This window comes from Pelagovum sp. HNIBRBA483 (assembly GCF_040931995.1).
GTDB lineage: Bacteria > Pseudomonadota > Alphaproteobacteria > Rhodobacterales > Rhodobacteraceae > JAEPMR01.
In genome coordinates this window covers 1657213-1672206 of sequence record NZ_CP162412.1, presented here as the reverse complement: position 1 = coordinate 1672206, position 14994 = coordinate 1657213, and the positions used below count along the sequence as shown (strand labels likewise).

Sequence of the window (14994 nt, the reverse complement as noted above, 5' to 3'; positions counted from 1 at the left end):
GGAGCCGAGATTATGGATAATCTGACTTGGACCGGTTCCCTTGGAACCATACTTGACCCGATCCTCTTCGTTCTGGTCACCATCCTCGCCATCAGCATCGTGGTGCAAATCATCATGTCGCTGTTCATCGAGGCACCGACCCTGCAATCCAACCCCGACGGCAGCCTCATCGCCCGTGGCGGCGCCTATGGCCTTGTGTCGAAAGTGACCAACTGGTCATTTCTCGGCACGGTCGCAGTCCTCTCCGCCTATATCATCGGCGGTGTCGTCATGCCCTACGGCGCGGCAGGCATCATCGGTGCGATGGCAAAACAATTCCTGCCGGTTTGGGTCGCATTGGTCGTGACCTTCGCCCTGTCGATCACCTACAAGCGCCGCCTCGGCCTCTATGGTAAGCTGTTTGACAGCACCGTCGGCATGATCGGCTTCGCGCTTGTCATGTTCTGGGTGTTCACCGCCGTCTTTGCCGGCGTGTTCGACCTGATCGCCACGCATGATCCGCTGGCACAAGAAGCGGTGATGAAGAACAAAGTCCCCGGCACCTACATTCGCGGCGCTGAGGACGAAGGCCTCTGGCCGCATTACCTGCTCGGCGGCGATAACCTCGCGAGGGATAACTTCAGCCGGATGATCCACGGCTCGTGGGTGGTGGTGCGGATCGCGCCGCTGGCAACGATGTTCGCCTTCATGGTTGGCATCACGCTGGGCCTGCCCGCTGGCTACTACGGCGGCAAGCTGGACACTTTCCTGTCCTTCCTCGCCAACCTGATCCTCGCCTTCCCCGTGATCTTGCTGTTCTACCTGCTCGTCACGCCGGAGATGACCCAGACAGGTCTGCCCAGCTTCATGGCCGCTGCCCTGTTCCTGTTCCCGATCATCTTCGTGACGGTTTTGATCAACAGCCGCTTCCACACTCAGCCACAGAAACGCAACATCATGCTTGGCATAGCGCTCGTGGTCATGGTCTGGCTCTACCTGTCACTGATCTCGCAACCCGCCACGGTGATGAACTTCCTGCCCGCAGGGCTTGATCTCTTCAACGTTCCGGGCGGTATCCTCGTGGTGTTCGTCTCGGTGGTGTTCGTGAACTCGCCCACCGTGTTCAGGATCGTCCGTGGCCTCGCGATGGACATCAAGACCCGCGATTACGTTGCCGCTGCCCAAACCCGTGGCGAAGGCCCGTGGTATATCATGCTGTGGGAAATCCTTCCCAACGCGCGCGGCCCGCTGATCGTCGATTTCTGTCTGCGCATCGGCTACACCACCATCCTTCTGGGGACTTTGGGCTTCTTCGGTCTGGGCCTCCCGCCCGAAAGCCCCGACTGGGGGTCGACCATCAACGAAGGTCGCCGCCTGCTCCAGATCTACATCCATCCCGTTCTGCCGCCCGCGCTTGCGCTTCTCAGCCTCGTGCTCGGTCTGAACCTGCTGGCCGACGGCCTGCGCGAAGAAAGCCTGAAGGACTAAGGAGAGAGACATGCAGAAATCGGATTATGACGGCCCGATCCTCGACATCGACCAGCTGTCCATCTCCTTCTTCACACGTTTGAGGGAAATTCCGGCGGTGATGGATTTCTCCGCCAAGATCATGCCCGGCGAGGCCTTGGGCCTCGTGGGCGAATCCGGCTGCGGTAAATCCACCGTCGCGCTCGGCGTGATGCAGGATTTGGGCGTCAACGGCCGCATCGTCGGCGGTTCGATCAAGTTCAAGGGCCGCGACCTGAATACCATGACGCAAGAAGAGCTGCGCGATATTCGCGGCTCCGAAATCGCCATGATCTATCAGGAGCCGATGGCCTCCCTCAATCCGGCGATGAAAATCGGTCGCCAGTTGATGGAAGTGCCGATGATCCACGAAGGCATCTCCGAAGAGGAGGCCTACAAACGCGCCCTCGAAGTGGTTGGCGACGTGAAGCTGCCGGACCCTGAACGGATGCTGAAAAGCTACCCGCACCAGCTATCGGGCGGTCAACAGCAGCGTATCGTCATAGCTATGGCGCTGATGTCCAAGCCATCGCTCCTGATCCTCGACGAGCCGACCACCGCGCTCGACGTAACGGTCGAGGCCGCCGTGGTCGAACTGGTCAAGGACTTGGGCAAGAAATACGGCACTTCCATGCTGTTCATATCGCACAACCTCGGTTTGGTGCTCGAAACCTGCGACCGTATCTGCGTGATGTATTCCGGCGAGGCCGTCGAGCGCGGCTCCATCGAAGACGTGTTCGACAAGATGCAGCACCCCTACACGCAGGCGCTGTTCCGCTCGATCCCGCTTCCGGGCGCCGACAAAAACGCCCGCCCGCTCAAGGCCATTCCGGGCAACTTCCCGCTACCGCATGAACGCCCACGCGGCTGTAACTTCGGCCCCCGCTGCGATTATTTCGAAGCGGGCCGCTGCGATGCGGGCGATATCGCTATGGTCGAGGTCGAAGGTGATGACCGCCACCAAACCCGCTGTCTGAAGTTCAAGGAAATCGACTGGCAAGCCCCGCTTGAGCTGATGGAGCAAAAAACCAAAGGCGAGATTGGCGACGTGGTCCTGAAGATGGACAACCTCAAGAAATACTACGAGGTCGCCGCCAATGCCCTCTTCGGTGGCGGCAACAAAAAGGTCGTCAAAGCCAACGAAACGCTCTCTTTCGAGGCTCGTGAATCTGAAACCCTCGCCATCGTGGGGGAATCGGGCTGCGGCAAATCCACCTTCGCGAAGGTGCTGATGGGCCTCGAAACCGCGACCGACGGAAAGATCATCCTTGATAACCGCGAAATTCAGGATATCCCCATCGAACGGCGCGACACCCGCACGGTCGCCGATGTGCAGATGGTCTTCCAGAACCCGTTCGATACGCTCAATCCGTCCATGACCGTTGGCCGCCAGATCATCCGCGCGTTGGAGATCTTCGGCATCGGCAAGAACGACGCCGAGCGCCGCGAAAAAATGCTCACCCTACTCGATCTGGTCAAGCTGCCCCGCGCCTTCGCGGATCGTATGCCGCGCCAGCTTTCGGGCGGGCAGAAACAGCGCGTCGGCATCGCCCGCGCCTTCGCCGGCGGCGCCAAGATCGTGGTCGCGGACGAGCCCGTCTCCGCGCTCGACGTTTCCGTTCAGGCAGCGGTGACAGACCTCCTGATGGAGATCCAGCGCGAAGAGAAGACAACTCTCCTCTTCATCAGCCACGATCTTTCCATCGTCCGTTACCTCTCCGATCGCGTGATGGTGATGTATCTCGGCCATGTGGTGGAACTTGGTACGACCGATCAGGTCTTCTCGCCTCCCTACCACCCCTATACCGAGGCGCTGCTATCGGCAGTTCCCATCGCTGATACCAAGGTCCAAAAGAAGCACATCGTCCTCGAAGGCGACATCCCCTCCGCGATGAACCCGCCCCCGGGCTGCCCCTTCCAAACGCGCTGCCGCTGGAAGGATAAGGTCGGCGGTGGCCTTTGTGAAAAGGAAGTGCCGCCCATGCGCACATTGGCAGACGGCCATCAGGTCAAATGCCACCTCTCGCAGGAGGAACTCGACTCTATGGAACCCGTTATCAAAATTGCGGCGGAATAATCCTCCGCCCAAAATCACAAAAGCCGGCCCCAGTGGCCGGCTTTTTTATTATGCTTCAGTCTCGTCACCCCTCCGGCGCCATCAGCTCCACCTCTGCGCCCTCGCGCACGGCGGTATAGAAGCAGCTGCGCCGGTTGGTGTGGCAGGCGGGGCCGGTCTGGCGCACCATCACCAGTAGGCAGTCCCTGTCGCAATCCACGCGGAAGTCAATCAGCTCCTGCACATGGCCCGAGCTTTCCCCCTTCACCCAAAATGCCTGCCGTGAGCGGGACCAATAGGTCACGCGGCCTGTCTCCAGCGTCTTTGCCACGGCCTCGGCATTCATCCACGCCATCATCAATACCTCTCCGCTTTCGGCATCCTGCGCGATTGCGGGGATCAGTCCGGCGTCATTGTAGCGCAGGGTATCGGGGGCGAAGGTCATCAGATTTTCCTTTTGAATTACCGGCATTCCTGCCTATCTATGTCAGGTCACAGGCAAGAGGCCAACATGTCAGATACCGACCTGATCAAGCTTTATTCCGCACGGATCCTCGCACTCACCACCGAGATCCCGCATACCGCGCGTCTGACCGCGCCAACCGCCAGCGCCAAAAAGCGCGCGCCGCTCTGCGGGTCGAACGTCACCGTTGATATTCAGGTCAACGACGGCGTGATCATCGATTTCGGTCAGGACGTCAAAGCCTGCGCGCTCGGTCAGGCCGCCGCGTCCGTCATTGGTTCCAATATCATTGGCCGCACCGAGGCCGAGGTCCAAAAAGGCCGCGATGAACTTTTCGCCATGCTGAAGGAAAACGGCCCCGCGCCCGCCGCGCCCTTTGACGGGCTGGAAGTGCTCGAACCGGCCCGCGATTACAAGAACCGCCACGCTTCGATTCTGCTGGCTTTCGACGCCACGCTGGATGCATTGGCCCAAGCGCGCGACGCCGCCAGCGCCTGACCCTCACTCGAGGTGCAGATAGACCCGCCGGTTCTGTTTGCCCTTCTTCTCGACCTTGCCGATCCGCACCCGCCCGATCTCGCTCGTGCGCGCCACATGTGTGCCACCACAGGGCTGTAGGTCCACCGTTTCGCTCTCGGTCCCGATCCGTACCAACCGAATGCGCCCGCTGCCGCGCGGCGGCTGCACCGACATGGTTTTCACCAACCCCGGATTGGCGTCCAACTCCTCGTCGGTGATCCATTCCTCGGTGATAGACAAATCGCGCCCGATGATCTTGTTGAGGGTTTCCGTCAGCGCGTCCTTGTCCTCTGGCGCTTCCGGCATGTCGAAATCGAGCCGCCCTTTGTCCGCCCCAATAGACCCACCCGTCACCGGCAGCGGGATCACGACCGAGAGCAGATGTAGCGCTGTATGCACCCGCATGTGCCGGTGCCGCCGCTCCCAATCCAGCTCTTGGCTGACTTCCGTGCCAACTGGCGGCAACGGTGCAGGCTCCGCAGGCACCAGAATGATGTCCGCGCCGTCGCCCTTCACCGTCGTGGCAATCTCTATCGCGCCGCCGTCCCATTCCAGCCGCCCGCTATCACCCGGCTGTCCGCCGCTGGTGGGGTAAAAAATCGTCTGGTCGAGGATGATCCCACCTTCCCCCGTCAGCGCCAGAACCATGCCCTTGGCATCGCGTTGATAGGCATTGTTGCGAAACAGCATGTAGCTCACGCTTCTGTTCCTCCGTCGTTTTTTGTTTTCTGTCCGTCTGCCCCGCGCAGTACCTCGGGGTTCCGCAACCAAATATCCCGCTGCGCGAACGGGATCTCGATGCCTTCTTCCGCAAAGCGCTTGGCAATCGCGTGGTTAAGGTCCGATTTCACGCTCAGCACCCAGTTCACATCCCGCAAGATCGCGCGGATCTCGAAGTCCAGACTATCCGCGCCAAAGCCTTGGAACACCACAGCCGGCGGCGTCGACATCACCACCATCGGATGCGCCTCCGCGATCTCTTGCAGGATTTCTGCCACGCGGTCCGTATCGGTGCCATAGGCCACACCCACCGGCACGATCACCCGCCCGACCGAGTTGCCCCGCGTCCAGTTGATCACCTGCCCGCTGATCAGGTCGGCATTGGGGATGATCACATCCGTGCGGTCAAAAGTTTCGATCCGCGTCGAGCGCACCGAAATATCCCGCACATAGCCCATCTGCCCCGACACCTCGATCCAATCCCCTTCCGAGATCGGCCGCTCGATCAGCAGGATAATGCCGGAGATGAAGTTCGACACCACATTCTGCAAGCCAAAGCCGATACCGACTGAAAGCGCACCAGCGACAATCGCCAGCGACGACAGATCAATCCCCGCCGCCGTGACCGCCGCCACTGCCGCTAGCGAAATACCCACATAGCCCAGCCCGCTGACAATCGCATTCTGCCCGCCGATATCCAGCTTGGTTTTCGGCAGGACGGACGCCCGCAACGTGCCTTGCACCAGCCGCGTCGCCATATAGCCGATCACGAACACCATCGCGAATGTCAGGAAGTCACTTGGCGAAATGCGTGTCTCACCCAGTTCGAACCCCTCGCGGAAACGGGTCCAGATCTCCAGCAGGTCTTCGACCCGCGCGCCCCAGATCACCGCAAATACCGGCAGCGCCAGCACGAACAGGAATAGCCCCAGCAGCACCGCCAACAGGGCGTCTTGGCCGTCCTCGCGCGGCCCTGAGAAGGCTTCGGTAACGTCGGAAACAAAGCGCTGCAACAGCAACAACATTGCCAGCAGCGCCAGCGTCGTCACCGCCGGATAGAGGATCGCCTCCGAGGCCGCCGCATAGCCCGCAGACGAGAGCACCGGCGCCACCACCGCCACGAGCATGCTTGCTCGGCCCAGCAGCCCCATGAACCGGCTACGGTAGCTTGGCGGTGGAGCGATCCAGTCATCGCCTTTCTCTTGCGTGTCCGGCGCGTCGTCTACGTTTTTAACGAAGAGCCGCCCCAGTCTGAACAAGAATACCGCCATCACGATCTCGACCGGCAACGTCATGACCGCCGCAGAAACGGTCGAGGCATCGCCCATCCGCACCAGCGGAATGAACAGCGCACCAAAGGCCAGCACCCAGCCAAGCCCCGCCACGATCCGTCGCCCGCGCTCAAGCACCTCCGGCGGCAGTTTCAGCAGGTTCTCCCCATGTGCGCCACGGTCAAAGAACCGCCCGCTGAGCCAGCGCCCCACCAGCACATACAGCCCCGCATCCGGCAACAGGTCCAGCAGCGCGTTTCCACGAAACCCCAGAATATCAAGCGCGGTCAATGCCTTGGCAAAGGCCACCAGCCCCAGATAAGGCACAATCACCACGCCGAGCGAAAAGAATGCATTCCACGCCCGCGCACCGCGTCCATCGCGGCGCACCACCTGGCCGCGCAAACCGTCCCATATCGTGCGTCCCCGCGCCCAAAGCCCGATTGCCACCAGTAGCCACAGCACTGCTTGCGGGGCGTTTTCAGTGAGCGTGCCGTTGCGCGCGCGGCTGACGAATGCGGCCGAGATTTCACTCCAGACCCCGGCAAATCCTGAACCAAGTGCCGATAGCCCCGAAGGCCAATGTTCGGGGTTCAGCGGCGATGGTCCGCGCGTCGTCAGGCGGCTTGCCTCGCGAGCGCGCAGAATCCGGTCGATCTCGCTGATAAGCCCGTCAGCGCGCGCATATGCCTCGTTCGCCAAAACCACAGGCGCGCGCAGCCGCGCCAACTGGCTTTCCAGCGTGCTGCGCCGTCCGGCGATACTCGGATCTTCGGTGCTGCCGTCGTCGGGCGCCGCGCCCAAGGCGTCCAGCTGTGCCCGCACCGTCGCGATGCGCCCGTCATTGAGCGATTGCGCGGCCAGAAAGCGATCCCGCCATGTGACCAACTCATTGCGCAGCCGCTCCAACGAAAATGTCGAGCTGGCGTCCTGCGTCACCGATTGCTCAACCCGCGTCGCCAGCCGGTCCCACAGCACATAATCAATGCCTGTCTCGCCGGTATCCACATCGGTGAAGTTCTGGGCAGCCGCGTCGACAGTTACCTCAACAGGCGGCGCCTCGGCCTCCGCCGCGCCCGATGCATCCTGCGCCTGTGCCGCGCCAACACCCAACCCTGCCACGCACAACGCGGCAAGAATGCCTGTCAGCCAACGGCGTGGAGCGGTCATGCGTCCTCGAATACACCCGGGATCGATGAAGGCGCAGCGTCCAGCCAGCTTGGGACCGGCAGGCCCTTATCCTTCAGGAATTCGGGGTTGAACAGTTTGGATTGATAGCGCGTGCCGTAGTCGCACAGGATCGTTACGATCGTGTGACCCGGACCCATTTCCTTGGCCATGCGCATCGCGCCGGCCACGTTGATACCCGACGACCCACCAAGGCAAAGGCCTTCTTCCGCCAACAGGTCAAAAACGATGGGCAGCGCCTCGCTGTCAGGGATCTGGTAGCTGAAATCAGGCGTGAACCCTTCAAGGTTCGCGGTGATCCGCCCCTGCCCGATCCCCTCGGTGATCGACCCACCCTGCGATTTCAATTCGCCAGTGGTGAAATAGCTGTAAAGCGCCGCGCCCTCGGGATCGGCCAAGCCCATCTTCACGCCCTTGGGCTGGAGCGCTTGGGCCACACCCGCCAGCGTCCCGCCGGAACCGACAGCACAGATAAATCCATCAACTTTGCCGCCGGTCTGGGTCCAGATCTCCGGTCCGGTGGTTTCCACATGCGCCTGACGGTTCGCCACGTTGTCGAACTGGTTCGCCCAGATCACGCCTTCAGGCGTCGTCTTCGCCAGTTCCTCGGCCAAGCGGCCCGAATAGCGGACATAGTTGTTCGGGTTGCGATACGGCGCTGCCGGCACTTGCACCAGTTCCGCACCCGCCAACCGCAGCATATCTTTCTTTTCTTGGCTCTGCGTCTCAGGGATCACGATGACCGTCTTGAAGCCCATCGCCGCACCCACCAGCGCCAACCCGATGCCGGTGTTGCCCGCCGTGCCTTCAACGATCGTTCCGCCCGGTTTCAACGCGCCAGAGGCCAACGCATCCTTGATGATGAAATAGGCCGCGCGATCTTTCACCGACTGACCGGGATTCATGAATTCGGCCTTGCCAAGGATCGTACATCCAGTCTCTTCCGATGCCCGCCGCAGCTTGATCAACGGCGTGTTTCCGATCGCATCGGGGAGGTCAGCTTTTATCATCATCGCGTGTCGCCTTCTCTGCTTTCGTGCCTTCTCTATGTGTCCCCGTCAGGGAACTCAAGCACGCAACCGCGCGCGTGCGCCCGCCAGCCAAAACATCATCGTTATCAACGGTCCTGCATTGATTTCCCCAGTCTCTACCAGCCGCATCGCGGCGTCAAACGGTAGGACATGCAAGCGCAGGTCTTCTGCCTCCTCATCAAGGCCGCCGCTGGTGGCGATCTCCCCCTCCAACGACACGATCCCGAGATACGCATGATGGTATTCGGTGCTGGCTCCCGGTGAGGGGTAGAAACCAGCAATGAATACCGTCTGCAAGACTTCCAGCCCCGCTTCCTCGCGGCATTCCCGCACGGCGCAGGCCTCTGGGCTTTCGCCGGGGTCGATCATGCCCGCCACCGGCTCCAGCGTCCACGGCTCGGCATCTCCGCGCAGGAACGGCCCAACGCGAAATTGTTCAACAAGCAGAACCTTGTCGGTTTTCGGGTCATAGGGCAGCAACAGCGCCGCCTCGGCCCCGTGAAACCCTTCACGGCTCAACGGGCCGCTATCACCACCGTCAAACCGCTTATGGCGTAGTTGTACCGTCCGGTACTTGAAGAACGCCCCTGCAATTGGTGCCTCTTCGATAATCTCCGCATCCCCCGCTTCCATTGCGCGGCGGAGCGTGGTCGGTGCCGGTTCGGTTTCAGCGCGGTGATGCGCCTCCGCCCGATGCCGCATCATCCGCCATTCACGCCGCAGCGCGTCTGCGTCGGGCATTGGGTCGTGCGCGGCCAGCTCAGCAGCCATGTGCAGCGTCACCGCGCCGTCAGCCTCCCGCCATGCGTCCAGATCCCAAAACGTCGCACTGCGGCGCAGCTCGGCCGGCGGGAAGAAACACACAGCCGCTTCCCTGCCCAGATCCGTCTCGACCGATACCATCACCGGCACATAGCCAAACGGCACCTCGTAATCGGTGATCCGCTTGAGCGCCCGCTCCCCCACATTGCGCCACAGCGTTCCCTGCGCCAGATGCCCCTCCGCGCGGGCCAAAACGGGCAGAACCCCGTCCGCCTGCCGATAGACCGCATGATCCCGCAGCCGCGCAGGCGCGGCGCGCCCATGCGGGCCGCCCGCGATCAGGGCCATCAATGGCGGATGGCACAATGTTCCATAAACGAAAAGATGGTTCACGGAAGGCGCTGCCCTACGAAATCCGTCACCAAAGCCGCGATCAGCGCCCCAACGGCCAAAGTCACCAGCACTTGCGGCGTGGCCCCTTCAACAACCGAATCCATACTCAACTGGAAAATATCCGTCACCGCCTCCAGCGCCCCGCGATAGCGCTTGGCCAGCGAGCGTTCGAGCATTTCCAGAAAGCTCCAGACGAACGCGATCCAGAACACCAGCGCCACCCCTGCGGTGATCCCGTAGCCTATCGCGGCCGGATAGCCCCGCCCCGCGCGGCTCCCCGCAATGACCCAACCGACGAGAATGCCGATCACGCCATTCGCCAAAGTGAAGGTCAATGTCAGCCCTTCTTCTTCAAAGACGGGCCGCAACAGTTCGGATAGGTACAGCGCCAATGCGCCAAAAGTGATCGCTCCTGCAAGCCGTCCTGCGGTTGGCATGGTCCGCCCTCCCTCAATCGCCGCCTTTCGCGGCTTTGTCACAGGATGGTCCAAGCCGCCGCACCGCGCAAGCCCTTGGCCGCGCGGTTTGAAGCTGCGCGCTTATTGTGCAGGGCGCGCCACGGTGACTTGGGTGACACCACAATTGCCCGCATGGAACGTGCCCGCGCAGGAGGTGAGGTAAAAGTTCCACATCCGCTTGAACCGTTCGTCAAACCCCTGCTGCGCAACCTCGTCCCATTTGTCGTTAAAAGTATCGTACCAGCGGCGCAGGGTCTGGCTGTAGCTCTCGCCAAACTCGATGGACTTTACATATTCCAGCCCCGCCTTCTCGATCTCGGCGCGCAGCACCTTCGGCGCGGGCAACATCCCACCGGGGAAAATGTATTTCTGAATGAAGTCCACGCCCCTGCGATAAATCTCCCAGCGGGCATCAGATACGGTAATAATCTGCAAAGTCGCGCATTTCCCCGGCTTCAACCGCTCGCGCAAAGTTTCGAAATAGACGGGCCAGTATTTCTCGCCCACAGCTTCAAACATCTCGATCGAAGCAATCCCGTCATACATCCCCGTTTCGTCGCGATAATCCTGCAACTTGAAGGTGACGCGATCCGAAAGCCCCGCCTTTTCAATGCGCTCCACTGCGTATTTATACTGTTCCTCCGAGATCGTCAGGCATGTCACCTGCATACCGCGCTCCTTGGCGGCATATTCCGCAAACCCGCCCCAACCGCAGCCAATCTCCAAGATATGATCGCCCGGTTGCGCCCCCATCTGATCGATCATGCTGGCATATTTCTGCGTCTGCGCCTTTTCGAGGCTCTCTTGCCCCGTTTCAAACTTGGCGCTGGAGTAGGTCATCGTCTCGTCGAGCCACAGCCCGTAGAAATCATTCCCCAGATCATAATGATAAGAGATGTTCTTCTTCGCCTGCCGCTTGGTGTTCGATTGCAGCCAGAACCGCAGGCGCTCATAGGCCTGCACCAGCGCCTTGCCCGGGAAGCCGTCATAGATCTGGTCGGCATCGTCATGGATCAGGTCCATGAAAGCCATCAGGTCGGGGGTTGACCACCAGCCATCCATATAGGCTTCGCAAAAGCCCAGATCGCCCTCGCGCACCGTCCGCGCGAACAAATCCGCATTATGCACATGCAATTCGGCCACATAGCCCGGTTCCTGCCCCTCGGCGCGGAAATGGCGGCCATCGGGCAAAATGATATCGACCCGCCCCCGCTTGAGCGTGCGGATCACGTCGAAAACCGGCGCAAAGTAACGCGGCAAATTCGATTGCCCTTTGGTCGTCGTCAGGATCATGGTCCCCCCTACATCCTTGTTCATCTTCGAGTTGGCCCCGAATGTCGGCAACATTCTAATACGCCGCTCCGAGAAGTCACCAATTTCATATCACTTCGCTTCAGCCGTGGCTTAGAAGTGACGGTTTTCATAGGCAGAAAGTGCAATCCGTCGCCCGTCCTCGGCGCTCACGATAGGCCGCAAAGGGTAGCCTTGCGTGGCTGTCAGCCCCCATGATTTCGGGACCGCGTCGAAATAGGCAAGCGCCGTCGCCGCCGGAGTGCGCGTCCCTTCCGCGATCCACGCGCGGCTATAGGCTCCGTCCGGATCGAACTTTTTCAGCTGCGTTTCGGGATTGAACACGCGGAAATAAGGCGCCGCATCCGGCCCACAACCCGCAGCCCACTGCCATCCCATCGCGTTCGATGCCGGATCCCAGTCAATCAGGCACTCCGCAAACCACCGCTGTCCGATCCGCCAATCGGCCATCAGGTGCTTGGTAAGGTAGGAGGCCACGATCATCCGCCCGCGATTGTGCGTCTTTCCGGTGACATACATCTCCCGCATCGCCGCATCGACAAAGCCCATGCCGGTGCGCCCCTGCTTCCATCGCTGCACCGCGTCGCGTGTCTCGTCTGTTGACCACGGGAAGGCTTCCCATTCCGCCCGCCAGCACTGCGTTGTGATTTGCGGCGTATGATGCACAAGGTGATAGGCAAACTCGCGCCAGACAAGTTCCTTAAGGAACGTCTCCGCACCTTGCGCACCGTCCTGCATCGCCCGCATCCCAGCGTGCCAACACTGATGCGGGGAAATCTCCCCCCATGCGAGGTTTTCGGACAGGCCCGATGTGCCGTCCACCGCTGGCAGGTCGCGCTGCGCCGCATAGCGGTTGACTTTCGCGTCGATAAACCGCGCGAGCCGCTCCTGCGCCGCGTGTTCACCCACCACCATATAGGGACGCAATACATCCGCGCCGCGCCGCATCGCGGCCTCCATTTGCCAGTTTTCCAGCGCGTCGCTCTCCGGCCACGCGCCTGCGGCGCAAAGTGTTTCGGGTGCAGGCAATGGGGTTTCGACCGTTCTGCCGCGCACCGCCTTCCAGTAGGGGGAATACACCTTGTAATAGCTGCCGGTTCCCGTCTGCACGGTCCACGGCTCAAACAGCAAATGCCCCCCGAAAGAGCGCGCCTCGATGCCCTGCTCTTTCAGTGTCGCCTTTACTTCCGCGTCGCGCGCAACGGCCTCGGGATCATAGCACCGTGTCCAATAGACAGCGCCCGCGCCGGTTTCCGCGATCAATGCTTGCAGCACGTCCAGCGCCGTGCCGCGCCGCAGGATCAACCGGCTGCCTTTCGCCTCCAACGCTTGCGCCAGATGCGCCACCCCCGCGCCAATCCGCATCTTCGGGGCCGCGCCGAGCGCTTCGACCGTTTCATCATGGATAAACACAGGGATCACCGCCCGCCCGCTCTCGGCGGCGGCGTACAACGCCGGATGGTCGCCCAACCGCAGATCGCGGCGGTACCAGATCAGGATCGGAGACATATCTGCCATGCTGCCCTCGGTATTTTGGGCATTAGCTAGCGCAGATCACCTCGCGGCAAGTGTGTTGCATAAAAAAGTCCCCGCCAAACATGCTGGCGGGGACGTTATTATCGTTGATGTAGGCGGGTCTAGCTGCGTTCGGCTTGCAGCCCCTTCCAGATGGCCCAGCACATCATCAACAGGACGATCGTGAACGGCAGTCCGGTCGAGATAACCATCGCCTGTAGCGAGCCAAGCCCGCCACCGATCAGCAGCGCAATCGCAACAAGCCCTTCAAACGTGCACCAGAACACCCGCTGCGGCACCGGCGCATCGACCTTGCCGCCCGCTGTAATCGTATCGATCACGAGGCTGCCCGAGTCCGATGAGGTGACGAAGAACACGATCACCAGAACGATCCCGATGGTCGAGGTGATCGCCGTCAGTGGCAGGCTCTCCAGCATCGCAAAGAGCGACAGCTCCGGCTTATAGGCGTCGATCACATTGGCTTTCACCAGCGATGTTTCGGGATTGGCGATCATGTCGTTGATTGCCGTGCCGCCGAAAACAGCCATCCAGAACACACAGACAAGGCTCGGAATGATCAGCACGCAAGTCACGAACTCGCGCACCGTCCGCCCACGGCTAACGCGCGCGATGAACATACCAACAAACGGTGACCAGCTGATCCACCACGCCCAGTAGAACGCGGTCCAGCCTTCGCGGTAGCCGTCATCGGTGCGGCCAAACGGGTTCGACAGCGGCACCACTTCGCGCGCATAGGCACCCAGCCCCGCTACGAAATCCGCCAGAATGCCACCAGCACCCGCTGCGAACAGCACGAACAGAAGCAGCAGCGTCGCGATCACCATGTTAATCTCGGAGAGCACCTTCACCCCGCCATCAAGCCCGCGCAGCACCGATACCAGCGCAATAGCGGTAATACCGATGATCAGGATCACCTGCACCGTGATGTTGTTGGGAATGCCATAGACAAATTCCAGACCGGCATTCGCCTGTTGCGCCCCGATCCCCAGCGATGTCGCTAGGCCAAACAGCGTCGCAAAAACCGCCAGCGTGTCGATGATATGGCCCCACCAGCCCCAAACGCGATCTCCAAGGATCGGATAAAACGCCGAGCGGATCGAAAGCGGCAAGCCCTTGTTATAGGTGAACAGCGCCAGCGACAGCGCCACCACTGCATAAATCGCCCAAGGATGCAGCGCCCAGTGGTAGGAGGTCGCCGCCAGCGCCATGCGCCGCGCTTCTTCGACATTCGCGGCGATCAGCGCACCGTCTTCGCCAAAGGGTCGGACAGCCCCAAGCGGCTCGTCACCCCACGGGGTTCCGAAATAGTAAGCCGGCTCCAACACGCCAAAGAACATCAGCCCGATGCCCATACCGGCGGCAAACAGCATGGCAAACCAGCCCAGATAACCATAGTCGGGCCGCGCATCCGCGCCGCCCAGCCGGATCGACCCCACAGGCGTGACGATCAGGAGCAGGCAGAACAGCACAAACACATTCGCCGCCATCAAGAACAGCCAGTCAAAACTGCTCGTCAGCGTCGGTCGCAACCAGCCAAAGAAACTGGCCGCCTGATCCGGCGCCAGCAGCGCGTAGATCACGAAGGCGACGACAGACAGACCGGAAATCAGAAAGACTGGATTGTGAATGTCGAGCGGAATCGGCCCCACCGTGGTTTCAATATTGTCCTGACCGATCTCGTAATCGGTCTCAATGAGGTCCGACGCGCCTTCCGGCTCGGGAATCCCCTGATTGTTGGATGTGTCGGCCATAGGATGGCCCCTCCTGTATTTTGTTGCATGTCACGCAGGCCGCGCGTTCC

12 protein-coding genes are annotated in these 14994 nt (G+C 61.1%); 3 read left to right on the top strand and 9 right to left on the bottom strand.

The features are described from left to right. Positions 1-12: 12 nt before the first annotated feature. Positions 13-1467: an ABC transporter permease gene (locus AB1E42_RS08290; protein ID WP_368343779.1), complete on the top strand. Its 1455-nt coding sequence runs from the start codon at positions 13-15 to the stop codon at positions 1465-1467. A 10-nt stretch (positions 1468-1477) separates the two neighbouring features. Beyond that, a complete protein-coding gene (locus AB1E42_RS08285) occupies positions 1478-3562 on the top strand; it encodes a dipeptide ABC transporter ATP-binding protein (protein ID WP_368343778.1) in 2085 nt (694 codons plus the stop codon). A 64-nt stretch (positions 3563-3626) separates the two neighbouring features. On the opposite strand, the gene hisI is transcribed toward AB1E42_RS08285, so the two are convergent. Continuing rightward, a complete protein-coding gene (gene hisI, locus AB1E42_RS08280; protein WP_368343777.1) occupies positions 3627-3986 on the bottom strand; it encodes a phosphoribosyl-AMP cyclohydrolase in 360 nt (119 codons plus the stop codon). Between the two features lie 66 nt (positions 3987-4052). Between hisI and AB1E42_RS08275 the strand changes: the two genes are divergently transcribed. Next, positions 4053-4502 carry an iron-sulfur cluster assembly scaffold protein gene (locus AB1E42_RS08275; RefSeq protein ID WP_368343776.1) on the top strand — a complete coding sequence of 150 codons (450 nt, stop codon included), beginning with the start codon at positions 4053-4055 and terminating at the stop codon, positions 4500-4502. Positions 4503-4505: 3 nt separating this feature from the next. Here the strand turns inward: AB1E42_RS08275 and AB1E42_RS08270 are convergent, their stop codons facing one another. The 8 genes from AB1E42_RS08270 to AB1E42_RS08235 all read right to left on the bottom strand — a co-directional run bounded on the left by AB1E42_RS08270 (position 4506) and on the right by AB1E42_RS08235 (position 14944). Further along, on the bottom strand, positions 4506-5222 hold the full coding sequence (locus AB1E42_RS08270) for an alanyl-tRNA editing protein (protein WP_368343775.1): 717 nt from the start codon (positions 5220-5222) through the stop codon (positions 4506-4508). Further along, positions 5219-7684: a DUF3772 domain-containing protein gene (locus AB1E42_RS08265; protein ID WP_368343774.1), complete on the bottom strand. Its 2466-nt coding sequence runs from the start codon at positions 7682-7684 to the stop codon at positions 5219-5221. The genes AB1E42_RS08270 and AB1E42_RS08265 overlap by 4 nt, the downstream gene beginning before the upstream one ends. After that, positions 7681-8715, bottom strand: a complete 1035-nt coding sequence (locus AB1E42_RS08260) for a cysteine synthase A (protein WP_368343773.1) — start codon at positions 8713-8715, stop codon at positions 7681-7683. The genes AB1E42_RS08265 and AB1E42_RS08260 overlap by 4 nt, the downstream gene beginning before the upstream one ends. 54 nt (positions 8716-8769) lie before the next feature. Further along, positions 8770-9888, bottom strand: coding sequence for an NUDIX domain-containing protein (locus tag AB1E42_RS08255; RefSeq protein WP_368343772.1), 1119 nt, complete (start codon positions 9886-9888; stop codon positions 8770-8772). Continuing rightward, the gene (locus AB1E42_RS08250) at positions 9885-10325 is read right to left on the bottom strand and encodes a TrgA family protein (protein ID WP_368343771.1); all 441 of its coding nucleotides are present in this window, start codon (positions 10323-10325) and stop codon (positions 9885-9887) included. Before AB1E42_RS08250 ends, AB1E42_RS08255 begins: the two co-directional genes overlap by 4 nt. A gap of 102 nt (positions 10326-10427) precedes the next feature. Continuing rightward, positions 10428-11639 (bottom strand): class I SAM-dependent methyltransferase, encoded by a 1212-nt coding sequence (locus AB1E42_RS08245; protein ID WP_368346393.1) that lies wholly within the window; start codon positions 11637-11639, stop codon positions 10428-10430. A gap of 111 nt (positions 11640-11750) precedes the next feature. Further along, positions 11751-13175, bottom strand: coding sequence for a deoxyribodipyrimidine photo-lyase (locus AB1E42_RS08240; protein ID WP_368343770.1), 1425 nt, complete (start codon positions 13173-13175; stop codon positions 11751-11753). A 119-nt stretch (positions 13176-13294) separates the two neighbouring features. Continuing rightward, positions 13295-14944, bottom strand: a complete 1650-nt coding sequence (locus AB1E42_RS08235; protein ID WP_368343769.1) for a BCCT family transporter — start codon at positions 14942-14944, stop codon at positions 13295-13297. Positions 14945-14994 lie beyond the last annotated feature (50 nt).